Annotated in this window: 21 protein-coding genes and 1 pseudogene; 16 read left to right on the forward strand and 6 right to left on the reverse strand. The window is 52.8% G+C overall.

Annotation, left to right across the window (positions count from 1 at the left end; all coding sequences use genetic code 11):
* Window positions 1–334: 334 nt before the first annotated feature.
* The 9 genes from JOE21_RS13485 (at window position 335) to JOE21_RS13525 (ending at window position 10034) form a co-directional block, all read left to right on the forward strand.
* Window positions 335–904: a uracil-DNA glycosylase gene (locus JOE21_RS13485; RefSeq protein ID WP_309867173.1), complete on the forward strand. Its 570-nt coding sequence runs from the start codon at window positions 335–337 to the stop codon at window positions 902–904.
* A 130-nt stretch (window positions 905–1034) separates the two neighbouring features.
* Window positions 1035–1478, forward strand: a complete 444-nt coding sequence (locus JOE21_RS13490; RefSeq protein ID WP_309867175.1) for a hypothetical protein — start codon at window positions 1035–1037, stop codon at window positions 1476–1478.
* A gap of 64 nt (window positions 1479–1542) precedes the next feature.
* A complete protein-coding gene (locus JOE21_RS13495; RefSeq protein ID WP_309867177.1) occupies window positions 1543–1944 on the forward strand; it encodes a hypothetical protein in 402 nt (133 codons plus the stop codon).
* A 250-nt stretch (window positions 1945–2194) separates the two neighbouring features.
* The gene (locus JOE21_RS13500) at window positions 2195–3898 is read left to right on the forward strand and encodes an ABC-ATPase domain-containing protein (RefSeq protein ID WP_309867179.1); all 1704 of its coding nucleotides are present in this window, start codon (window positions 2195–2197) and stop codon (window positions 3896–3898) included.
* A gap of 12 nt (window positions 3899–3910) precedes the next feature.
* A complete protein-coding gene (gene rnhA, locus JOE21_RS13505) occupies window positions 3911–4345 on the forward strand; it encodes a ribonuclease HI (protein ID WP_309867182.1) in 435 nt (144 codons plus the stop codon).
* Window positions 4346–4488: 143 nt separating this feature from the next.
* Window positions 4489–5793 carry a tRNA epoxyqueuosine(34) reductase QueG gene (queG, locus tag JOE21_RS13510; protein WP_309867185.1) on the forward strand — a complete coding sequence of 435 codons (1305 nt, stop codon included), beginning with the start codon at window positions 4489–4491 and terminating at the stop codon, window positions 5791–5793.
* A complete protein-coding gene (locus JOE21_RS13515) occupies window positions 5793–6332 on the forward strand; it encodes a methylated-DNA--[protein]-cysteine S-methyltransferase (protein WP_309867467.1) in 540 nt (179 codons plus the stop codon). The genes queG and JOE21_RS13515 overlap by 1 nt, the downstream gene beginning before the upstream one ends.
* Before the next feature lie 191 nt (window positions 6333–6523).
* On the forward strand, window positions 6524–8323 hold the full coding sequence (locus tag JOE21_RS13520) for an ABC transporter transmembrane domain-containing protein (RefSeq protein ID WP_309867187.1): 1800 nt from the start codon (window positions 6524–6526) through the stop codon (window positions 8321–8323).
* The gene (locus JOE21_RS13525; protein ID WP_309867190.1) at window positions 8280–10034 is read left to right on the forward strand and encodes an ABC transporter ATP-binding protein; all 1755 of its coding nucleotides are present in this window, start codon (window positions 8280–8282) and stop codon (window positions 10032–10034) included. Before JOE21_RS13520 ends, JOE21_RS13525 begins: the two co-directional genes overlap by 44 nt.
* Window positions 10035–10174: 140 nt before the next feature.
* On the opposite strand, the pseudogene JOE21_RS13530 reads toward JOE21_RS13525, so the two are convergent.
* Window positions 10175–10456: pseudogene (locus tag JOE21_RS13530) on the reverse strand (DUF817 family protein); the annotation flags it as partial.
* Between the two features lie 27 nt (window positions 10457–10483).
* Window positions 10484–11554 (reverse strand): RNA-guided endonuclease TnpB family protein, encoded by a 1071-nt coding sequence (locus JOE21_RS13535; protein WP_309867194.1) that lies wholly within the window; start codon window positions 11552–11554, stop codon window positions 10484–10486.
* A 450-nt stretch (window positions 11555–12004) separates the two neighbouring features.
* Between JOE21_RS13535 and JOE21_RS13540 the strand changes: the two genes are divergently transcribed.
* Both JOE21_RS13540 and JOE21_RS13545 read left to right on the forward strand, forming a co-directional pair.
* Window positions 12005–12508: a GNAT family N-acetyltransferase gene (locus tag JOE21_RS13540; protein WP_309867195.1), complete on the forward strand. Its 504-nt coding sequence runs from the start codon at window positions 12005–12007 to the stop codon at window positions 12506–12508.
* 164 nt (window positions 12509–12672) lie between these two features.
* On the forward strand, window positions 12673–13971 hold the full coding sequence (locus JOE21_RS13545) for an AAA family ATPase (protein WP_309867197.1): 1299 nt from the start codon (window positions 12673–12675) through the stop codon (window positions 13969–13971).
* 77 nt (window positions 13972–14048) lie between these two features.
* On the opposite strand, the gene JOE21_RS13550 is transcribed toward JOE21_RS13545, so the two are convergent.
* The 4 genes from JOE21_RS13550 to pdxR form a co-directional block, all read right to left on the reverse strand.
* A complete protein-coding gene (locus JOE21_RS13550) occupies window positions 14049–15239 on the reverse strand; it encodes a trans-sulfuration enzyme family protein (RefSeq protein ID WP_309867200.1) in 1191 nt (396 codons plus the stop codon).
* Window positions 15240–15256: 17 nt separating this feature from the next.
* Window positions 15257–15979, reverse strand: coding sequence for a B3/B4 domain-containing protein (locus JOE21_RS13555; RefSeq protein ID WP_309867203.1), 723 nt, complete (start codon window positions 15977–15979; stop codon window positions 15257–15259).
* Window positions 15972–16985 carry a fatty acid desaturase gene (locus JOE21_RS13560; protein ID WP_309867206.1) on the reverse strand — a complete coding sequence of 338 codons (1014 nt, stop codon included), beginning with the start codon at window positions 16983–16985 and terminating at the stop codon, window positions 15972–15974. The genes JOE21_RS13555 and JOE21_RS13560 overlap by 8 nt, the downstream gene beginning before the upstream one ends.
* A gap of 128 nt (window positions 16986–17113) precedes the next feature.
* Window positions 17114–18577: a MocR-like pyridoxine biosynthesis transcription factor PdxR gene (pdxR, locus tag JOE21_RS13565; protein WP_309867209.1), complete on the reverse strand. Its 1464-nt coding sequence runs from the start codon at window positions 18575–18577 to the stop codon at window positions 17114–17116.
* Between the two features lie 285 nt (window positions 18578–18862).
* Here pdxR and JOE21_RS13570 point away from each other — a divergent pair, with 285 nt between their 5' ends.
* From JOE21_RS13570 to JOE21_RS13590, 5 genes are all read left to right on the forward strand, one after another.
* On the forward strand, window positions 18863–20125 hold the full coding sequence (locus tag JOE21_RS13570) for an MFS transporter (RefSeq protein WP_309867211.1): 1263 nt from the start codon (window positions 18863–18865) through the stop codon (window positions 20123–20125).
* 86 nt (window positions 20126–20211) lie between these two features.
* Window positions 20212–20406 carry a hypothetical protein gene (locus JOE21_RS13575; RefSeq protein WP_309867214.1) on the forward strand — a complete coding sequence of 65 codons (195 nt, stop codon included), beginning with the start codon at window positions 20212–20214 and terminating at the stop codon, window positions 20404–20406.
* A gap of 139 nt (window positions 20407–20545) precedes the next feature.
* A complete protein-coding gene (locus JOE21_RS13580; protein WP_309867217.1) occupies window positions 20546–21484 on the forward strand; it encodes an amidase domain-containing protein in 939 nt (312 codons plus the stop codon).
* A 135-nt stretch (window positions 21485–21619) separates the two neighbouring features.
* A complete protein-coding gene (locus tag JOE21_RS13585) occupies window positions 21620–22975 on the forward strand; it encodes a cytochrome ubiquinol oxidase subunit I (RefSeq protein WP_309867220.1) in 1356 nt (451 codons plus the stop codon).
* The gene (locus JOE21_RS13590; protein ID WP_309867222.1) at window positions 22968–23993 is read left to right on the forward strand and encodes a cytochrome d ubiquinol oxidase subunit II; all 1026 of its coding nucleotides are present in this window, start codon (window positions 22968–22970) and stop codon (window positions 23991–23993) included. Before JOE21_RS13585 ends, JOE21_RS13590 begins: the two co-directional genes overlap by 8 nt.
* The last annotated feature ends 11 nt before the right edge of the window (window positions 23994–24004 follow it).

Here is a 24004-nt window from a genome sequence, read left to right on the forward strand (position 1 = left end):
GCCCTGGAAGCGTAAACGGGGGTGTGAGATAATGTTTGTACCCTATGAAAAAGCGGTTCAAACCGTTTCCCCCTAACGAATGCCCTTTCTACCCATATCGATGTGTTTACGTGGAGAAAGTTTGGTTTTCCAGCGGAGTCGACTCTGACATACATAGTGAGACCTGGGAATGGAAAGCGACAAGGTGAGACTTGTGCATGGGGTGAAGACGGAAAGTCAAGCCGACCGATTTGTCCGTGTGAAGGCCCAAAAAAAGATCGGAACTACCTGAAGGGGCACTCGATCCGCCTGACAGGTGGATTCAAAAGAACGAACCGGGTTGGAGGGAGAGAGGATGGGACTGGAGACAGTTCATCGTAAATATGAGAATTGTACGCGCTGTCCATTACATCAAAGGCGCACCCATATCGTCATGGGAGAAGGAAATCCGCGATCTCCGCTGATGTTTGTGGGAGAGGGTCCGGGTGCGGATGAGGATCGGCAGGGCCGTCCCTTTGTGGGAAAAGCCGGTCAGTTGTTGAACAGAATACTGGAAGCGGCGGAAATCCCGCGGCAGGATGTCTTTATTACCAATATCGTCAAATGCCGCCCGCCGGGAAACCGTACTCCTACAGAGGAGGAGATGGGAACCTGCATCACCATTTTGCGGGAGCAGTTTGTCATGATCCGCCCCCGTCTCATCGTCACACTGGGATCCGCCCCAACCCGTGCTCTGATTGATCCCGAAGCCCGTATCACCCGGGTGCGGGGGCAGTGGTTTGAGCGCAAAGGCGTCCGGATGATGCCCACTTTTCATCCGGCCTACCTGTTGCGTAATCCCGCCGGCAAGCGGGATGCCTGGGCCGATTTTCAGGCGATCCGGGATGCGTACCGCGAGGTGTTGTCCGAAACCGGCGGACCATGATTCTTTCCTCAAAGAAAAGGGAATATAGGCCCTGAGACTCGCCCTACAGAGGAAAATGGTGCGCGAGCAGAGAAACAACAATAATCATATTCCGAATCAAAGCGAAACATTCCAAGGAGGAGAAGGATGAATGAATAGGATGGTATCACTTTCCCGATGGGTTTTGGGCCTGATCTTCCTGTCAGCCGCTTTAAACGGGTGGGCGGTCATTCTCGGTTTTGGTGCGTTTTTACCCACCAGCCCGGCGGCAGAAGCATTCCTGGGTGACGGCTATTTGCTGATTATGGTCAAGGCCACCGAATTGATCTGTGCCATCCTTTTGCTGACGAACACCTTGATCCCGTTGACGATCGCCGTCCTATCTCCGCTTGTCGTGAACATCTTCTTCTTTCACATCTTTGTAGATGCGGAGCTGCTTCCGCTCGTCATCCTTCTCTCATTGCTGTGGGGTTTTCTGTTCTGGTCTTACCGTGATTCCTTCCAACCGCTGTTTAAAGCCAAATCCAAACCGAAGGAATGGAAGAAAACATCGAAACAAAATCCCTCTGATTCCTTTCGATCAACAGGAGAATGATAACGGAAGGAGATTTTTCAGATAGTCGAAAAACGTGGGTTCGCCTGGTTTGGAGGAGATTTCTTTGGCCTGGCGTCCTAGCATCTCTCTAATCATTAGAAAGCTTTTTGTATTAGCCGTTTTTTTGTTTACCATCGAGACTATTTATATCCCGCATTTTAACAGCATCGAATATGTTTTTATCATTTATATCGGCATGTTGGTTACTTCGATCCTTGCCGAACGATTGGTAAAAAAACACGAAAACTGGTGGAAATGGATTCGGATTGGTTTCCTTTATCTGTTGGGAGCGGTGCTGACCCTTGCTGTTTTTCTATTTGCAAACTTCGGGGATGATCCAAGTATGCTCGCTTTTGCTTTTCCGTATTATCTCCCCGTTATAGTAACCGTGTTTTTCATCTTCTGGACCATCGATTGGATAGGGCAGTATGTGTTATTGAAATATGGGGTAAAGCGTAGCGAATGAGGTCTGCTACTCTGTTGAAAATAGGGGATAATTCCCCTGTTTTTTCTTTCTGGAGCGCTCGGCGAAATGGGAAACACGGAGGAAACAAAGGGAAAGATCCACTCCTCCCCTGCAAGAGTCCCCTTTCATGTGCGATAATGGGGACGGATCATGGCTGTTGTTCTATGTCGCGCCCTCGTTTGTACATACTGGAAAAGCGGGTAACTCCCGAAAAGAAAGAAGAAATTGGACCGGTGAAGGAGGATGGACGTTGCAGCGATTGAAACAAACCTTATCCCGGATCGATGGAAAAGGATATAAAGCTTATAAAGATATCCAGGGGGAATACGCCTTTCCCGGATTTCGCCTGACGATCGATTATGTCCAGGGGGATCCCTTTGCCGCTCCCTCCCGATTGCGGGTGCGGATGCCGATGGAGCGGGCGGGGTATCCCGCGGAGTGGTACCGGGAGAAGCACCGCCGCATCGCCTTGGAGGATTGGATCGCCCGCTGCTGGGCCCGCCAGACGAAGCGGCATTCTTTTGAAGTGAAAGGAACAGGCAAGAGCGGACTGATCGAAGTGGACCGTCCGGGACAGGAGATCCTGGAGCGGACGGCGGTGGTGGTGAACGAAGCCTTTGTGGAGGTGCGCGTCACCGTGGGATTGCCCGCTCAGGGACGCCGTGTCTTGGGGCGCAAAGCGGAGGAGATGCTGTGCCGGCAGTTGCCGCAGCTGGCACAAGAAGCCCTTCCCCGTCAAACATTGGACCCGCAAGCGGTGGAGGAACGGATGAAGCTGGTGGACAACCAATGGGCCATCCGTCGCTTCCTGAAAGAGAAGGGATGGATCGCCTTTATCGCCAACGGCGCCATTCTGCCGAGGGAGAGCGGGATTAGTGACAAGCCGTTGTCCCGGGGGAATGTGATTCCGTTTCAATCACCTGCTTCCCTGGAAGTGGAGGTGAACGTTCCCCATGGTGACCCCATCCGGGGGATGGTGATCCGAAACGGCATCACTCTGATCGTCGGTGGGGGCTATCATGGTAAGAGCACGCTCTTGAAAGCGTTGGAACGGGGGGTTTACGACCATGTGGCCGGGGACGGCCGCGAGTATGTCATCACCGACCCCGATGTCATCAAAGTGCGGTCCGAAGACGGGCGCCGGGTGGAAAAGGTGAATATCTCCCCTTTTATCAACAACCTCCCCTTCGGCAGAGATACCCGGCGCTTTTCCACCGACGATGCCAGCGGCAGCACGTCTCAGGCCACCAACATCATGGAGGCGCTGGAGATGGGAACCACCTGTCTCTTAATCGATGAGGATACCAGTGCCACCAACTTCATGATCCGGGACGGACGTATGCAAAAACTGGTGGCCAAAGGGAAGGAGCCGATTACGCCCTTTATCGATAAGGTGCGTCAATTGGCGGAGGAAAAAGGAACCTCCAGCGTACTCGTCCTGGGCGGCTCCGGGGATTATTTCGATGTGGCGGATACGGTGATCATGATGGATGAGTACCGGCCGGTGGATGTGACCGCTGAAGCAAAGAATATCGCCCAAGCCCAGGTGAATGAGCGCACTCGTGAAGGGGGAAGCGGGTTTGGAACGGTCACTCCGCGTCAGGTCTTGGCCCAAGGGTTTGACCCGCAGAAGGGACGGAAGGAAAAGGTGGATGCGAAGGGGCTGCATCATATCCTATTCGGCACGACCGCCGTCGATCTGACCGGGCTGGAACAGTTGGTGGATACCAGCCAGACACGCGCCGTCGCAGAGATGATGCGGTGGATCGGCAAACGGGCGGATGGGAAGAAGGACTTGAAAGCCCTGATCGACGAACTGTATCAGGAGGTCGACGAGAAAGGGCTGGATGTCATCTCTCCGTTTCGTGGGCAGCATCCCGGCGATTTGGCCCTGCCGCGGAAACTGGAACTGGCCGGGGCGGTCAATCGCCTGCGGACGTTGCGTGTCCGATAAGGAGGAACGCATGTGAAAGAAGTGATCATTTATACGGATGGGGCTTGCTCCGGCAACCCGGGGCCGGGAGGATGGGGGGCCGTACTGTTGTATGGAGACCACCGGAAAGAACTGACCGGCGGGGAACCCCATACCACCAATAATAGGATGGAATTGACCGCCGCGATAGAGTCGATGCGACGCTTGAAGGAACCTTGCCGGGTGAAGCTCCATACGGACAGTGCTTATATGGTCAATTGCTTTAAACAGCGCTGGTATGTGAACTGGGAGAAAAACGGATGGATGAACAGCCGCAAGGAACCGGTGGAAAACCGGGATCTGTGGCAAGATCTGTTGGAACAGGTGCGCCGCCATCAAGTGGAATTCGTCAAAGTGAAAGGGCATAGCGATGTGGAATTAAACAATCGCTGTGATGAACTGGCTCGTGGTGCCATTCCTAAAAACTGATTTTCAAAACATGAAAATTGGGATCATGCTACAGGATTTCACCCGATACAATAATGATAGCCTCCTTCCGGTCTTTGGGTAAAACCACTGAGATCATGGTATAATCGAAAGTGGATTATAGAGACGGAAAGGAGGTGGCGGTGATGGAGAATCAGGTAGGCTTCGCCCAAGAGCCGGGATTGTCCTTACAGGACAGCCATGGTAAGGAATTTGGCCCAAAGAAGAAGTTGCCCTTACAGGACGACAATAGTAAGGGGCTTTGCCCCAAGAAGAAGTTGACGCCGGAACAAGTGAAGCAAGCGCTGGTGGAGGAAGCCGGGCGGCTGGGTATTGACAAGATCGGGTTTGCTACAGCGGACCCTTTCACCGAACTGAAAGAACGGCTGGTACGGCATCGGGAGAACGGATTTGAGTCGGGTTTTGAAGAGCAGGATTTGGATAAACGAACCGACCCGCGTCTCAGCCTGCCTGAAGCCCGGACCATCATCGCCATTGCTCTGGCTTACCCCACCCGGATGGAAAACCCGCCCGCCAACCGGCCGGGAGAGTACCGCGGCCTCTTTTGCCGCGCCTCCTGGGGGCAGGATTATCATCGGGTGCTCCGGCGCAAGCTGGAGGGGCTGGAGCGACGGTTGCAAGAGCTGGTCCCTGATGTAACCACAGAGATCATGGTGGATACGGGGGCTTTATCCGATCGGGCAGTCGCGGAGCGGGCGGGGATCGGCTTTATCGGGAAAAACACGTCCCTCATCACGCCTGAATTCGGCTCCTGGGTCTTTTTGGGGGAGATGCTGGTGGATATCGCCTTGCCCCCGGATCAACCGGTTACCGCGGGGTGCGGAGATTGCACCGCCTGTATCGACGCTTGTCCCACCGGAGCGCTGGTAGCGCCGGGACAGCTCAATTCTCAGGCATGTCTCGCCTACCAGACACAAACCAAAGGATTCCTGGCGGAGGAGTACCGCGACCTTTTGGGCGGGTATCTCTACGGTTTTGAAACCTGTCAAGCGGTGTGCCCGTTTAACCGGAAAAAGAACTTTACTCATCAGGAAGATTTCCGTCCGGATCCGGAACAGGTGAAACCGCTCTTAAAGCCTTTGCTTTCCATCAGTAACCGGGAGTTTCGTGAGCGTTTTGGATCCATGGCCGGTTCCTGGCGCGGCAAGAAGCCGATTCAGCGGAATGCCATCATCGCTTTGGCGCGTTTTCGAGATCGAACCGCCGTCCCGGATCTGATCCGGCTGCTTCAGGAAGACCCGCGCCCGGTGATCCGGGGGACGGCCGCCTGGGCTCTGGGGCGCATCGGAGGAACGGAAGCAGAGGAAGCGCTCTGTGATGCAGAGCGCAATGAAAAGGATCCCGATGTTTGGAGGGAAGTGGAGAAAGCCTTGAAAAACCGATCGACTCTCGACACAGAAGAGAGAAGGGACAGGGAGGCTCAAGGTTGATGGTTCCAGAATCACGCGCAATCGTATGGACGGAGATGGACAGCCCGGTCGGCGGAATCCGGTTGGCCGCCACCAAAAAAGGGATCTGCCGGCTGGATTTTGCCAAAGGGGAAGAGCGCTGGCTGCATCTGGAACGTTGGGCAAAGGAATGGCTGGGACGGGTAAGCATGGAGAGAAATGACGAGGTTCTCTTGCCGGTGACCCGCCAGTTGCGGGAGTATTTTGAGGGACGGCGTCGCTCCTTTGACGTGGACCTGGATCTGTTTGGGACGTCCTTTCAAAAACTGGTGTGGGAACAGCTGCTGACAATCCCCTATGGAGAACTTCGCTCCTATAAAGAAGTAGCGCAGAGAATGGGAGCGGCCAAGGCGGTACGGGCGGTCGGTGGTGCCAACAACAAAAATCCGGTCTCCATTCTCGTACCTTGCCACCGCGTGGTGGGCTCAAACGGGTCCCTCGTCGGCTATGGAGCCGGTTTGGAAATCAAGGAAACCCTTCTTAGGCTGGAGGGATCTCTTCCCTATCGGGCCCAAGCATAGCGGACTCTTTCTTTTTTTCATCCTGATCGAAGCGGCAGCGAATAGCTGTTCGCTTTTTTTGTGAAAAAGTGGCGATTTTTCGTAAGACCGGTGATATAATCAGATAGGAATGTTTCGAGTAGCGGAGCGATTTGGCACGTGCCGCTCAAAATGATGGGTGCCATTTAAGCGACAGATGGAGTGGGGAACCGATGAGCATTTTTCGAGATTTGTGGTGGTTTTTCAAACAAGAGAAACGAAGTTATGCGGTTGGCGTCATCATCTTGTTGTTGGTGGCGTTTTTGGAAATCTTCCCTCCCTTTGTAGTCCGGGTAGTGGTCGATGGCCTGGAATCCGGCGCCATAACCGGTTCTGAGCTGGGGATGTGGCTGGGATTGATCGCGTTGGCGGGGGTGGGGATGTATCTTCTTCGTTATGTGTGGCGCATTTTGCTGTTTGGTGCCTCTTTCCGTCTGGGGCGGCAGCTGCGCCACCAGCTGTTCGCCCATTTCAGCCGGATGTCCCCCTCGTTTTTCCATCGCCGGCGTACGGGTGATCTGATGGCTCATGCCACCAACGATATCCAGGCGGTTCAGGTGACGGCGGGGGAGGGAGTACTCACCCTAGTGGATTCTCTGGTGCTGGGGGGGCTTGTTGTGGCCGCGATGGCCCTGTTCATCAGCTGGGAGTTGACGTTGATCGCATTGATCCCGATGCCGTTGATCGCCTTGGCGGTCAGCAAATACGGGAAGATGCTGCATGAACGCTTTCATCTGGCCCAAGCAGCCTTTTCCGATATGAACGATAAGGTGCAGGAGAACATCTCCGGTGTCCGGGTGGTGAAGGCGTTTGGCCAGGAAGCCAACGAGAAGCGTTCTTTCCAGGCATTGTCCCGGCAGGTAGTGGCTAAAAATATCGCCGTCGCACGGGTGGACGCCCTGTTCGGTCCGACCATTTCCCTGGTGATCGGCCTTTCCTTTTTTCTGGCGGTTGGGTTTGGCGGGTGGTTTGTGGTTCAGGGGACAATGACGATCGGTCAGTTGACACAGTTCACCATATACTTGGGCCAGCTGATCTGGCCGATGCTCGCCTTCGGCTTTTTGTTCAATATCGTGCAACGGGGACGGGCTTCCTATGACCGCATTCGCACCCTGCTGGAGGTGGAGCCGGACATTCGGGATCGGGATGGGGCCGTCTCCACACGGGCTTCCGGCACCGTGGAATTTGATGTGGACCGTTTCGGTTATGAAGGAGCGAAGGAACCGGCCTTGCGGGAGGTCCGGGTCGATATCCGGCCGGGGGAAACCCTGGGCATCGTCGGGAGGACGGGCAGCGGCAAGACCACGCTGTTTAAGTTGCTGATGCGGGAATTTGACTGTATGGAAGGGACGATCCGGATCGGGAATGTACCGGTGAATCAATATAAACGGGATGCGCTTCGTTCGGCGATCGGATATGTTCCGCAGGATCATTTTCTCTTTTCCGTCACCATCCGGGAAAACATCGCATTCGGGAAAGCGGACGCCAGCCAGGAAGCGATCGAAGAGGCCGCCCGCCTGGCCGGGATCCACGAGGATATCCTCCGGTTTGAAAAGGGATATGATACCGTTGTCGGCGAACGGGGGGTCACCCTCTCCGGCGGACAGAAACAGCGGATTTCCATCGCTCGGGCCTTGCTGCTGGATCCGGAGATCCTGATCCTGGACGATTCGTTGTCGGCAGTGGATGCCAAGACGGAGGAGGAGATCCTGGAGGCCCTGCGGAAGATGCGCCGCAATAAGACCACCCTGATCGCCGCTCATCGCCTGAGCGCCATCGAGCACGCGGATCATATCCTGGTGCTGGAAGACGGGGCGGTGGCGGAACGGGGGAACCACGAGGAGTTGCTGGCCCAGGATGGCTGGTACGCATGGATGTACCGGCAGCAGCAACTGGAATCGATGATTGAAAAAGGAGGAGGTGCCGCCCATGGTGATGCGCCGGTTGCTCGCCTATCTCAACCCACACCGTAAAGCCATGGCCGCTGCAATGGCGCTGCTCCTGATTGCCACTGCGGCCGATGTGGCCGGACCGCTGCTGGTTAAGGTATATATCGACGACTATTTAACACCCGGTATTTTTGATCCATTTGCCCTGATCACCCTGGCGGTCACATACTTGGTCCTGCTCGTGCTGTCGGCGGTGTTGACGTATTTTCAGCTATTTTCCTTCCACCGGATCGCCCATCGGGTGATCCAGGAATTGCGCATGGATGTGTTCGGCAAGGTACAGCATTTAGGACTGTCATTCTTTGATAAACGGCCCGGGGGAGCTCTGATATCCCGTATCACCAACGATACCGAGGCGATTAAGGACTTGTTTGTCAGTGTGCTGTCCACCTTTGTCCAAAATATGGTGATGATCTTCGGTATTTTTGTGGCCTTGTTCATCCTGGATGTGCAGTTGGCGGCTTTCTGCTTGTTTTTGTTGCCGTTCGTATTTGGCTTGATGGTCCTGTATCGGCGGCTCAGCTATCGGGTGTTTCACACGGTGCGCCAAAAGCTGAGCGATTTGAACGCCAAGTTGAGCGAATCCATCCAGGGTATGAACGTCATCCAGGCCTTCCGTCAGGAAGAGCGGTTGGAGCGGGAATTTGAAAAAACCAACAGGGAGCACTATGAAGCCAATATGAAGAGCACGAAGCTTAACGGCTTGCTGCTGCGGCCGGCGGTGGATCTTCTCTACTTGTTGGCCTTGATCCTGGTGCTGGGGTTTTTCGGATTCGATATCGGGGAAAGTGCGCTTCAAATCGGTGTTCTTTATGCCTTTATCAACCTGCTGTCGCGGATGTTTGAACCGGTCAACCAGATGATGCAGCAACTCACCTTCTTGCAACAGGCGGTGGTGTCGGCAGGCCGGGTGTTTGAACTTCTGGATGAAAAGGAGAGGGCGCCGGCCCGGAAAGGAAATGACGACCCCCGCATCACAGAGGGGCGGATCGTCTTTGACAAGGTGACGTTTTCCTATGACGGCCACACGGATGTACTAAAAAATATCTCCTTTACCGCCGAGCCGGGTCAGACGGTAGCGTTGGTGGGACATACCGGCAGCGGGAAGACCTCCATCACCAATCTGCTGATGCGGTTCTATGAAGTGAAACACGGGCAGATCACGATCGACGGTCACCCGCTGTCCACTTTCCGCGACGGTGAGCTGCGCAAAAAGCTGGGACTGGTGCTGCAGGATCCTTTCTTGTTTGTGGGAGATGTAAAGGAAAACATTCGGCTTCATCATCCGGATGTCTCCGAGGAGGATGTAAAGGAAGCGGCCCGTTTTGTCCAGGCGGACTCCTTTATCGAGAAGCTTCCCAACGGTTATGACGAACCCATCGGCGAACGGGGGGCTACGTTTTCCAGCGGTCAACGGCAACTGCTCTCCTTTGCTCGTACGATGGCGCAGAAACCGAAGGTGCTGGTGTTGGACGAAGCGACGGCCAGCGTGGATACGGAGACAGAGGAGAAAATCCAGCAAGCCCTTTCACGGATGCGGCAGGGACGAACCACCATCGCCATCGCCCACCGCTTGTCCACGATTCAAGACGCCGACCTGATTCTGGTGCTCCACCGCGGCGAGATCGTGGAACGGGGAACGCATCAGGAGCTCTTATCCCAACAGGGCTTGTATCACAAAATGTATCTTTTGCAGCAGGGAGTCCGGGACTCGACGGCTCAGCCGGGAGCATAAGTAAGGCGTGTCTGGTCATTCAATCTTCCGGATTTATTCAGACACGCCCTGACAGCTTCATTTCGAAAGGATGGGGCAACGATTAGATACCACTGGTGAGAGGTGATTCACTGGTGGTTTTTTGTTATCGAATCAAGTGATTAGATGGCAATTTTTTTTGCTTCTCCATTTTTTTTGCGACCGGCCCTGGATTCCTTGAGATGTTTTAACTGCGCAACGATGACAAAGCTGATGATCACCAGCAAAAACCAGGAACTGATTTTCCCCAGATGTACCCAGCTCCAAACGTCTTGTTGATTCGGATATTGCCATGCCCCCAAAAAAGTGGCGATATTCTCAGCAATCCAGATAAAGAAGCCGATGAAGATAAAGGACAGTGCCAACGGCATGCGGTATAATCTTCCGTTCACTTGATACGTGACATGGGCGGCGTACCTGTTACCAGTACGCTAGGCGGCGAGTCCCGAGATCGCCTTACCGATGTTGATTGCCCCATTCAGATCAGCATGACAGGTATATCCACACTGTTTGCACTGAAATCGCAGCCCATTTCGGTTTGCTTTCTCTCGATGGCCACATTTACAAGTTTGGCTGGTATACTCCGCTTTGACTTCCTCAAAGCGGATGCCCGCCATCTCTGCCTTGTACCGGATGAACTCCTTCAACTGATAGAACGCCCAAGAATGAAGGTTTCTACCCTGATCTTTCTTCTCGCACTTCTTTCTGGATTTGGTCCGATTGCGTATGTCCGTCAGGTCTTCCATGCGAATCACTCCAACACCGTTGGCGAGTGCCCGGTTGACGATCTGACGGCTGATCTTGTGGTTTTGGTCTCTCATCCAGCGGGACTCTTTATTCTTGGATTTGTAGATCACTTGCAGCTTTTTCGCTTTGCCCAGCTTTCTACGCCGCGCCGAATATCTGCGGCGAGTATAGGCTACCGCCGATCCCCTGAAGAAGAGCGATTTTGTTCCCATACTGGTCACTGCCAAATAGCGTAAACCTAAATCAATCCCCATCACTTTTTCTCCTCGGGACTGTTTCGTCTCCCATGTGATCGGGATCGCTATGTACCACTTGCGCTTCTTCTGGTATAGCTTCGCCGCACCTTGTTTCACCGTTCCTGAAATGATCTTTTCTATCCAAGCTTGCTGATACGGTCTGGCAACGACCGGAACACCGATCCGTTTCTCCAGTGTGGGGAACGAGACAGTATACAGCTCGCCAGCGCGTTCTACTTTCAGATTCTGATTGTTGAAGCCACACCACATCTTCTTGAAACCTTTAGCACGTTGCTTTTTCTTCTGTGATTTTACTTCGCGAATGGTTTGATTGACGACAGCAGAAAGAAACTTCTGTTCTGAGAACTCTTTGAATACCTTGCTCGTCGCCCCATTCACTTCTGGATGGAGTAGCAACCAGTTTGCGAAATTCGTGTTCATTTCCGTCATCTGGTCATACATGGCTTGCTTAGCTAGAGTGGGCCTATGTAGCTCGAGACGCAGTGTAATCGTTGGCACAAGATTCACCCCCTCTTTTTCTGGGAAATGGTCGTTCTCGTTCTTCAGTATTCCTGTTCCATATCCCGAGAGTATCAGTATATTCCTATAAGCTGCAACACAGAGAGGAAATGGTATTATCCCCGCAAGGGGGATACCGAGCCACGCCGCCTTTCATCCCACGATTCAAACCGTGGCTTTCAGTCGGCAATTTACTGTAAATAACTGTATTAGGGAATGCATGAACTCACAGCTGCCTCCCTTTTTTGGCATGGAATCCATTTTATCCGAATCGGAGCCGGAAAGCTTTCACCCCTTAGTCTGGATGGAGTGTCAGCCCGGTTTCTTCGTGTCTCCTTTTTACGAAATGAAGTGAATCATGTTTCCGTTTTTTCCTTTTTGCAAAATTGGAGGCGGGTTGGGTCATGCTAAAGGGGAGCGAACACAACCGGGCTGGATGGGAGGATGGATATGGAGATTCGCAAGTTGACCCCTGCCGACGCTGCCCATTACCGCGATTTGCGATTAGAGGCGTTAGAGTTGCATCCGGAGGCTTTTTCTTCCGCTCCGGAGGACAGCGACGGCAAATCGCTGGAGGAGTGGAAAGAAGAACTGACTTCCACGCCCCATCGGTTTGTCCTCGGCGGCTTTGATGATGATGGTCAACTGCGGGGCATGGTGGGTTTTATTCGGAACGAAGGGCGGAAAGTGCGGCACAAGGGAATGATCATGGAGGTATTTTCATCCCCTGCTGTCAGGGGAAAAGGGCTGGCCAAATCCATGCTGGAAAGGTTGATCGAAGAGGCGCGCTCCCTGCCCGAAATGGAGCAATTACAGCTGACTGTGGCAGCTGACAACGGTCCGGCCCGTACCCTGTATGAGTCACTCGGTTTTAAGCCCTACGGTTTAGAAAAAGAATCGTTAAAGATCGAGCAGGAGTATGTGGACGAGGAGCACATGGTCTTGAAATGGTGAATAAAAAAGGCCATATTTCGCTGCCGGGTGGTTTGGTCACTTTTTTATTGACAGAAAATAATGTTTGATATAGATTAAACATTTCAGAATGGTACCAATTATCCGCGCAATTTCTGCACGTTTTTCGTGACGATGAGAACCGAATCAAGGGTGTGAACACGACGATGAGACTGTTATTTTTGTTGCGAGGGCCGATGGGAGCGGGGAAATCCCGGTGGATTCATCAGGGAGATCTTTCTCCCTACACTCTATCTGCCGATGCGATTCGCATGATGTATCAAAACCCGGAGTACAATCTGCACGGCGAGCCCCGGATCAGTCAATCCAATGACAAACGGGTCTGGAAGCACTTGTTTCACTTGTTGGAACAACGGATGGAACGGGGGGATCTCACCATTGTGGATGCGACCCATGTCCGTTCGTCAACCCTATCCCCGTATAAAAAACTTTGCCAACAATATCGCTACCGTTGCTATGTCGTCGATTTCACCCAAATTCCGATGGAGACGGCACTGGCTCAAAATCGAGCGCGGGACCCTCATAAACGGGTTCCGGAGGAGATCATCCTTGACGCTTATGAACAATTTAAGGGTCAAAAGCTGCCGGGATGGGTGACGGTCATTCCACCGGATGCGTTTTGGGAAGTGGTCGAGGAATGGTCGAAGCCGCTCGATTTCAGTGATTGGAAGAAGATTCACCACATCGGTGATCTCCATGGCTGCTATGATGCCTTGATGGAGTACTTGGGAGAGGGGTTGAAAGAGGACGAGTTGTATATTTTCGTGGGGAATTTGTTGGATCGGGGGTTGCAGAATGCAGAGGTTTTGCAATTCTTTTTGGATCATTATCAAAAACCGAATGTGATCCTGATCGAAGGAAACCACGAGATCCACTTTTTTAAATGGGCCAATGGGGAGGAACCCCGTTCCCACTTGTTTCGAAAGCATACGGTGCCTCAGCTGGAAGAGGCGGGGTTTGACAAAAAAGAGGTGCGCCAGCTCTACCGGAAGTTTCGCCAACTGGCGTACTATACCTACCACGGCAAAACGGTGCTTGTCACGCATGGCGGCTTGTCGGAGATTCCCCGCCACTTGGCGTTTGTATCAACGGAGCAGTTGATCAAGGGATTTGGTGAATTTGAGGATGACATTGACCATGCGTGGGTGGATCAAACCCCTCCAAATCAATTTCAGATTCACGGTCACCGAAATATCCTTCGTCTGCCGGTACAGGCGGCAGACCGATCTTTCAATTTAGAAGGGCAGATCGAATACGGCGGATACTTGAGGGCAGTCACCCTGACACCGGACGGATTTGAGACCCATGAGGTGCGGAATCACTGTTTTCAGCAACGAGCTCCCGTTCCCAAGATGGTGGATGAGGAACAGTTGACGATGGAGCAATGGTTGCATCAGTCCTCCATTATTCAGCTGCGAGAAGATTTTTTGTCCAGCCGTCGGTAGTCACAATCGATTGGCCGCGAAATCGGGTAGAGCAAAAAACCCCCTACAGGGGGTTTTTGATGAGGTCCAAAGCAAGCCTAGATTTTACGAAAGGCCTCTTCCAGATCTTCTTTAAGGTCATCCACCTCTTCAATCCCGACCGAGAAACGGAGCATGCCGTCTGTGATTCCCGCTTTTTCTCTCTCTTCGCGGGGCAACAGGTTGTGAGTCATCGAAGAGGGATGGGTGATGGTGCTGGAGACGCCGCCCAGACTGACAGCCAGTTTGCTCAACTGCATGGTGGAAATGAAACGGAGAGAGGCCTCCATCCCGCCTTGAATTTCAAAGCAGATCATCCCGCCGCCACCCCTCATTTGCCGGCGGGCCAATGTATGCTGTGGATGGCTTTCCAGCATCGGGTAGTACACCCGGTTCACCTTGGGATGGGACTCGAGATAATGCGCCAGTTCCAGGGCATTTTCGTTTTGCTGACGGATCCGCAGCCCGAGTGTCCGGATGCCCCGGCACAGCAGCCAGGAGGAGAAGGGGTCCAGGTGAGGGCCGTGGAAGGAAAACTTGTCGCGGACTTGATGGGCCAATGGTTTTCGCGCGGCACATACCCCTGCGACGACATCGGAATGGCCGCCGATATATTTGGTTGCCGAATGGATGACGATGTCGGCCCCTAAGGCCAGGGGATTTTGGTTATAAGGGCTGGCGAATGTGGAATCCACTGCGAATGCGGCGTCGCTCTTTTCACGGACGATACGGGCGACCCCTTCGATATCCACCAATGACAAGGTGGGGTTGGCCGGTGTTTCCGCAAAGACCAGTTTCGTATCGGGCCGGATCGCCTGTTCAAAATTTTCGATCCGGTCGGATTGAATGAATGTTGCATCGAGGGATAGCTGCTTGGCCAAGGATTCCAACAGGATTTTGGTTTCGGAGTAGCAGGCATGGACGCCGACGAAATGGTCGCCGGGGTTTAGAAAGGCGTGGGCGACCATCGAGATGATTCCCAGTCCTGATGAAGCGCAGACCGCATCGTCGGCTCCTTCCAAACCGGCGATCAGGGCTTCAAACTCGCGGGCATTGGTACTGCCCCAACGGCCGTAAAACTCATCGGCTTCGATATCTGCCGCTCTGCGGGCTCCTTCGGTTGTGTCGGGAAAGACAAAGGCAGTTGATAGACTGATCGGAGGACTGACATGTCCGGATTGGTTTCGGTGGTCACCGGCGTGAAGACACTGTGTTTGAAAGCCGTAGGTCTTTTTCGTCGTGGGTTGCATACGATCTCTCCTTTTTGTTATTTCAAGGGTAATTCCAGTGAAGGATTCTGGCTGTCGGTCACGAAAGTTTTGGAAAGAGAATTCATGGGAATAGCGAGAAGTTTTTTTAAGTCGGACAAAGCCTGAGGGGCTCGCCCCTCCTCTGGTTCCACCTCGTCGATGAAGAAAATGGCCCGTCGGGTGGATTCACTGATTTTAGTGGCGTCTGCATCCCGATGATTCCAATAGGCGCAGATGATTTCCGAAGCACTGGCATAAGCGATGGACCCGGGTTGCAGATGGATCGGATCCGAGGACCCGATGGGAGTCATTTGCGCTTCTTCGGTGACGGAGAGCAGGGTGATGGGAGACCGGATCCTGTCCAGGTCGTAGCCGCCCATGCACAGCCCGTATCGGATACTGATCGCATTGTACAGGTCTACCAGCGGATGGATGCCAAAAGGGAGATGTCCTTTGGACATCCGGCGGTAAAGAGATTCCAGGGAGCAGTGGTGTTTGCTGGGTTTGATCCCCATCTGTCCATAAGCGGCGCGCCAGCGCTGAATTTCCTGCCGGTAGAGCGGGTGATCCGGATCAAACTCTTCCCGGACCTGTTCCAAATAGTCCTTTAACTGTGGATAATCTTCAAAGCGGGGACTAACACCATCTACGGCCATCCCCGTGATCCGTAAACGGGGATGTCTTTGGAGGACGGCCGGATCCACTTGAACGGCGATGGTGGAGAGCATGGGGTTACTCATATAAAACTCCTTTCTGTATTTCCTGGGATGAGAGGGTCAGTTCATCGGTAATGCTGTGTTCGAACTTCGGTTCCAAACATATATAACCGTCGCAGTGATGCGCTGCGGCGTATCGAGGGTCGTGCATCAGCGCTTTGTGTGCCTGGGAAAGGTGATAGAAGGGAATGGTTGGAAACAGATGGTGAACCAAGTGATAATTATCGTGATGGGCGCTCATCAGGTATTTCTCTACCGGGTGCGGGAACCGGTTGCGGGTCATGGTCAGGATGGTTTCGTTATCAATCAAAGCGGCATGTTTGGACATTTCCCCGAAATAGCGGAGAATCGGAAGGATCAGGGTTTGGGGGAGTATCCATAGCAACAAAAAAGTGGTCAGCCATCCTGTTTGCAGAAGGATCCCGACCCATGCAGCCAGGAATGCGTACCGTCCCAAACGGTGGCTCCAAGGTTCGGCAAACAGGCCGGTGATCCTTCGTAAAAAGTCTGGTATTTGCATGAAAGGAACGCGTAACCCGTTCCAAACCACGTAGTACCAGAAAAATTGACGGGTGGGGACCGGCAGTTGGTCAATGTTCAGCTTTTGATAGGCGATAAAGTCAGGATCATGGTCGTGTCCGAGATCTCGATGGTGGATCATATGACTTCTGCTGTACTCTTCTAATGAATGGAAAGTTGGGTAGGCGATGAACCACAGCGTAACCCAACGGTTCAAGCGCGGATTTTTGAACAAATTGCCGTGGGAAGCCTCATGCAACAGATGTTCCAAAGCCCGCTGACGGGAGGCGATGACGATTAGACCCAAGAGGGTGAGGGCTACGGTGGCAGCAAGAGGCAAATAAGAGGGAAGGATCATCAACACGGACACCGTGATGAGGATCTGAAACCAGTCACTTCCAATCGCGATCCACCCATGCCAATTGTCACGGCGGTGTAATCGGCGAATCTCTTGGATAATCTCCCTGGAAAAAGACGGTCTTTTGGATGTCTCCTTCACGGATGCTTCCATCTTTCTAGCCCCTTTGCTTGATTTTGTCTATCAATCTACTTGGTTCCATTTATAACAGTCAACATTCTTGTAGTACACGTTAGTAAAATAATATTATTTTAAAACAGCAACCCGTTTGGGTTGCTGTTTTAAAATATGGGCTTTATCCCTTCTGAAGGCCTTTTTTCTAGATAATCGGTTAAGATTCGACAAAATTCTTTTATGCTGGAGTATAGAATATCATTGGGTGCGGAGGAAAAGCTGATCCGCAGGCAGTGGTACGAAGGGTCGCTGGAAAAACAGGCGGAACCGGGTAGAAAACTGATGTTTTCTTTTTCCGTATGGTGAAGCAGATCGTGGGCGTTTGTTTCCCTGGGAAGAGTCAGCCACAAGTTAAATCCGCCGGAGGGAATGAGCCAATCGATGCCTGGGGGAGCGTGTTCCTGCAGGCAACGGACAACCAGATCCCGCCTTTCCTTTAATGCTTTTCGCAGCTGTTGGAAGTAGGTCTGGGTCTTCTTCGCTTGGAGCAGCGGTAAAATAGCCCGCTGTGTCAGGAGGGGGCTTCCCAGGTCCGAGTTGGTCTTGGCAATCAACAAACGTTTCAGTACGGGTCCCGAAGCGGCCAATAGACCGATGCGGCAGCCTGGGGACAAAATTTTGCTCAATCCCTTCAAATAAATCACATTGCCTGTGGAATCCAGGGATTTAATGGACGGAGGGGGAGGATCGTCGAAATAAATTTCACTCCAGGGGTCATCCTCCACGATGAGGCACGGGATGCTCTCCGCCAGTTGGAGCAGTTGGCCCCTTCTTTTCAGACTCATCACGGTTCCCGTAGGGTTGTGGAAGGTGGGTATGGTATAGATGAGCCGGGGCTGATAGGTATCACACAGGGCAGTAAGTTTGTCCACGCGCAACCCGTCACGGTCCATGGGAACGGGCAGGATAGTAGCTCCCGTTCCCCGGAAGGTGTCAATGGCTGCTGAATAGGTGGTTTCTTCGGTGATGACGACATCTCCCGGACGGAGGAAGCAGCGGGCGACCAGATCGATACCCTGTTGGGAGCCGTTGGTGATCAATAATTCATTGGAATCGACGGAAACACCTTGGTACGTCAAATAGTTGGAGGCGGCCTTGCGAAGCTCGCCGTCTCCTTTGATGTCACCGTATTGGCAAAGGACCTCCGGTTCTTTTTCCATGAGATGCTGGACACTTTCCAGCAATGCAGGGAGAGGCAGCAGTTCCGTCTGGACGGTGGATGAAGACAAGTCCACCCTTTTCCTTCGTTGGGTGTACATCAGGTATTGGGAGCGGTGCATGTAGTCCGTGATGGTTTGTGCAGGTTGATGGTACAGGCAGGCTTTTGACTCCGCCTCTCCGTAGACGAAAGTGCCTTTTCCGTGAACTCTCGTCACCAGACCTTCCTTTTCCAGCAAATCATAGGCTTTGATGACTGTCACAGGGCTTACTCCAAGATCGTTGGCCATTTTCCGAACCGAAGACAGTCGTTCACCCTTTTTAAGGTGTTCAGACCGAATCCGATCCTCCAATGCTTGGCTGATCTGTTTGACAAGTGGAATTTTTGAGGAACGGTTTAAATCAATTTTCATGATTCATCCCCTAGCACTATCTTAAAACTATTAGCCCGGCTACGCACAATACTCTCAGTCACTGTGCATAGGAGCGGCAACCACGACCGAAAACAGGTATGATTGTCTTCCTTTGGTATCAAAATTTCGGCACTTCAGCGGAATAATCCTTCACCGTTCAACAGTCTTGAGTGTTATACACTGTTGTTGACTGTTATGAACGGTGTTATTTACTTTGATTTTAACGGATGCCATATCTAAATATTTTCGCAGAAACGAATCGGATAATCCGGTGGTGAGACAGCGTTGTCTTTACGGAACATTCATTATGGATGGTGGGTATTGCTGTTGGCGTTTCTGGCTTTGTTGTCCGCACAGGGAATTCGCTTATCCTTCGGAGCATTCATTACACCCTGGGAGGCGGATCTTCACGCCAGTCGGAGTATTCTTTCCTTTGTGGCGCTGATGAGTTTTATCGTCTATGGAGTCTCCCAGCCGATTGTAGGCAGGATCGTCGACCGTTTCGGCGTTCGGATCGTTTTGGCCGGAAGCATCTTCATTGTGGGAGTGGGAACGCTTTTAACGGTTTTTGCCACTTCGCCATGGCATCTGGTGGTGTTATACGGATTGTTTTCCTCCGTTGGTTTTGGAGGGGCATCGGGTGTGGCGGCATCTGTGGCAGTGACGAACTGGTTTAATGAGAAGCGCGGGTTTGCATTGGGTATGATTACCGCGGGGACAGCGGCGGGACAATTGTTTCTCGTTCCTTTTTCATTGATTCTGATAGAAGCGTGGGGCTGGAAAATCACCGTGTTGGTGTTGGGTGTGGGATTAACGGTTCTTGTCTTTCCTCTTTTGGCGCTGTTTCTGCGGACGTCTCCTTCGGAAAAGGGGATGAAGGCCTATGGCAGCGAGCCTGTGACCGCTGATCGGAAGGAGGAAGAAAACTTCGTTTCACGGGGGGGTTCCCATGCCGTTTTTCTGTCGCGGAAATTTTGGTTTCTGCTCTTGCCATATTTTATCTGTGGCTTTACCACCACAGGATTGATGGACACTCATTTGATTCCGTTTGCTCATGATCATGGATTTTCCGCCACAGTCACCAGTACGGCGGTCAGTTTGCTGGCTGGCTTCAATATTTTGGGAACCATCCTTTCCGGTTATATCGCGGATCGGTGGAGCAATAAAAACTACCTGACCCTTCTTTATGCTCTCCGAGCTGTTTCAATCCTGATTTTGATGGTGACCCACGACTATGTCCTGCTGATGGTTTTTGCCATTCTGTTCGGGCTGGTCGATTTTGCGACAGTCGCCCCGACTTCGTTGCTCGCGACCAAATATTTCAAGCATTATTCCGTGGGTATGATCTTAGGGTGGCTGTATTTGGCTCATCAGATGGGATCCGCTTTGGGAGCTTATCTGCCGGGGCTGCTGTTTGACTGGACGGGGAATTATCAGATCGCCTTTGTGACTGCCGTCATCATCTTGGTTTTTGCATCCTTTGCCAGCTTTTTGCTGCCGGAGCCGGAGAGGTACGAACGGCGGCCGAATCAGACCGAAACGGCATAACAGGGGCATGCGGCCGAGATCGGCGACGGGGTTGCATGCATGGACGGCAGCTGAATAGGTGCTGTCGAAAAAAAGGGGGAGTTGGTTTGAACGCGATCGCCTGGTCGGTTCTGGTTATGATTAAGGCAGGCTTGTTTTTTTCCTTGGTGTATCTGTTCACCCGTGTCCGGAACCCCCTCAAATACCTGGGACATCGAAGAAATGGAATGTTATGGCTGGATCCGGAGCATCTGTGCGAATTGGACCAGCATCGGTGGAAAAAAAACAAACCGACTGCGTAAAAGAACCGACTCTTTCCTCATATGGGTGAATGATGTTTTTCGGGTTGAACCCCTGTGGCAGATGAGCGGATTTGGGGGCATACCCCTGGATGGATGGCTCATATCTTAGTGATGAGATGTTCAAAGGGGTCGGTGCCTAATGGAGAAACGGGGTTGGAGACAGCCTGTTGCAACATGGTTTCGCGGACAAAACCAACTGTGGGTGGAAGGGGAGCTAGACCGCCTCTTTTCATGGGTGCTGGATGCAGAGGCCGACTGGGTGGAAGGGGAGCGTCAGCGGTGGGAGCGTCTGCGTGGTCAACAACGCATACGCGAACTGAAACCTCTCAAAGGCGAGACCCGATTTCGGGTATTGCGCGAGGAGCAGCTGGATGAGGGCGAGGTAGAAATGAATGTGGCTGTTCAACAGCGCCATTTGTATGAAATCCAGGGAGAGCTGCACGAGCAGGAAGAGATCTCCAGTTATTGTATCCGGGTAGGGGAAGGATCGGACGGATGGTCCATATCGGATTGCACTCTGATGCCCTATCAGGTTGAAGAAGCGTCGAGTGGTTGGTCTTACTATCATCCGCCGTCGAATGGGGATGCCGTTGTCTCTGGTTACAATCGCATGCGGGCGGTCCAGTATGCGGAAATGTGGTGGAATGGGGCCAATCCCCGCTATCAAAAATTTGATGATAACTGCACCAACTTCATTTCCCAGTGCATTCATGCAGGCGGGATCCCGATGGATTTTTCCAATCGGCGGGACCGGGGATGGTGGTACCGCGGAAGTCGGGAAAATTGGAGTTACAGCTGGGCAGTGGCCAACGCACTTAAAAACTACCTTGACAGGGGGGGGACGCCGAAGGCCGTGCGGGTCGGATCCCCCCAGGAACTGCAGCCGGGAGATGTTATTTGCTATGACTTTAACGGGGATGGGCGATGGCAGCATAACACGATCGTGACCGCCTTTGACCCGATGGGGATGCCGTTGGTCAATGCTCATACCGTAAACAGCCGTCACCGCTACTGGGACTACCGTGATTCCTATGCATGGACACCCCAGTGCAAGTATAGCTTTTATCATATTCCGTGATGAACAGGAAAGAAAGAATGACCGGGCCGTTACAGGTACCGGTTTTTTTCATATGCACGTAAGAAATTACCGAATAATTCCAAGTGGTGCAACCCACTCTAACAGTACGACGTCTATCGGAAACAGGTGAAGCCATTGGACGAATTGATCATTGCCCGTTCTCTGTTCGGCAGTTCATTGGGATTTCATATCATTTTTGCCACGTTGGGCGTGGGGATTCCATTTATGATTCTGATCGCAGAGTTGATCTATCAGTGGCGCAAAGATCCCCATTATGTCATTTTGGCCAAGCGTTGGACCAAAGCTCAAGCGATTCTGTTGGGGGTGGCGATCCCTTCCGGGACCATCGTCGCCGTCCAGATGTCGCTCCTATGGCCCCGGTATATGGAAATGGTGGGGGAGGTGATTGCGCTTCCCTTTCAAATTGAGCTGTTCGCATTTTTTGTGGAAGCGTTATTTATGTCCATTTATGTGTATGCGGCGGAGCGACTCTCTCCCCTGGCCCGGATCACCAGTGTTTTTTTGGTGGCGCTGGGCGGCACGGCGTCTGCTGTGTTAATCACTGCCGCCAACGCCTGGATGAACACGCCGACCGGGTTTGATGTCCAGGGGGGAGAGATCATCAATGTAAGGCCCTTAGAGGCATTTTTTAGTCCCAGTTTTCGAACGGCTGCTTCTCATGTCGTGGCCTCCGCCTATATGACGGGAGCGTTTGCCATCGCCAGCGTGGCGGCTTTCGGAATGCTGAAAAGCCGGAAACGGGGGACAGCTTACGCCGCTCACAAAAAAGCCCTGATGTTGTCACTGGCCATCGGAGGGGTGATGTCGCTCCTGACCGGGTGGAACGGCCACTCTGCGGCTCAGGTGCTGCATGTGCATCAACCGGAAAAGCTGGCCGCTGCCGAAGGGTTGTTTGAAACCCAGGCCTATGCGCCGTTAGCGATTGGAGGGGTGCCCGATTTGGATCGGCGGGAGCTGGTGGGCGGTGTGGAGATTCCAGCACTGCTCAGCTTTTTGGCTACCAACCGTTTGGATGGGGTGGTAAAAGGGCTAAACGAATTTCCGAGAGAGACGTGGCCTCCCTTTTATGTCCATACCCTATTTAATTTAATGGTGTTTGTGGGTACGTTTCTGATGTTTTTGGCTCTGTTGGCTTGGATGATTAAGTGGAAGCGGAAAGAGAAACCGTTGCCCCGGTGGCTGTTGTGGGTGTTGGTGGGGGCGGGGCCCCTTTCGATGCTGGGAATTGAATTTGGATGGGTATTCACCTGCAGCGGCCGCCAACCGTGGACCATCTATCAGTACCAGTTGACCTCGGAAGCGGTAACGGATGCAACAGGATTGTTGGGCTGGTTCATTCTGTTCATTTCTCTATATGTGATGCTGTGTATCGTGACGGCTGTTGTGATGCGCGCCTTTTTCAAGCGGCGTCCCTTGGAGGAGGAATTGGCTGCCGTAGGCGGGAAAGGGGAGACCGTGGGGCATGAATGATGCGTTGGTGGCGATTTCCATTTTGTGGTTGTTTGTGTTTATGTATGCCATCCTGGGCTCTGTTGACTTTGGAGCCGGGTTTTGGGGGATGGTTTACAGCCGTCGCGGAAAGACACGTGCAGGGGCTTTGGCCAACCGTTTTCTTTCACCGACATGGGAAGTGACCAATGTGTTCCTGGTGCTCCTGGTGGTCACATTGGTCACCTTTTTTCCCACAGCCGTCTATCCGATCGGGATGGCCCTGTTGGTGCCTGGAAGCCTGGTGTTGCTGCTGCTTACCTTTCGAAGCACCTTTATGGTGTTTCAGTATAATACCGACCGCTTTCAGGAGATTTTGAGTGTGGTTTCCGGAGTGACGGGGCTGTTGATTCCCAGTCTCTTAGTATTGGTACTGCCGATTCTCACTGGCGGCTTTATCGATCCGGATACGGGAGAACTGATGCTGGGTGCTCTGTTCACCCGGCCCATCTCGTACGCCTATCTCACCTTTGGCTTGTCCAGCGAGTTGTTTTTGTCATCCGCTTTTTTATCCGATTACAGCCGGGAGGCGGATGATGATGAGGCGTACCGCGTGTTTCGCAACCATGCTCGATGGTTGGGACCGGTGGCTTTGTTGGCCGGGATCACGGCAGTCTTCCTGATGGGGTATGAGGCCGTGTGGTTACGGCAAGGAATCGAAGCACAGCGATGGTGGTTTTTAGCGTCCGGTATCTTGTTTTTAACCGGTTATGCCGCTCTGTGGATCAAACCTGCCCATCCCCGCTGGAGTCGAGGGCTGCCGCGATTGGCATTCGTCTGTTTCATCGGGCAATATGCCCTGGCTTCCCTCGCTTACGGACGGGCCCATTTGCCTTATATGGTGTACCCGGACATCACCGTGGATGCGGCCGTCACTAATCCGGCCATGTTCCGCTCCCTTCTCGTTTCCTACGCCATCGGGCTGGCGATTCTCATTCCCGGTTTCTACTATTTTTGGCAGTTGTTTTTAAAGGATAAACGCTATCTCCATCGGGAATAAATCCGTTTTCA

Source organism: Desmospora profundinema, from assembly GCF_031454155.1.
Classification (GTDB): domain Bacteria; phylum Bacillota; class Bacilli; order Thermoactinomycetales; family DSM-45169; genus Desmospora; species Desmospora profundinema.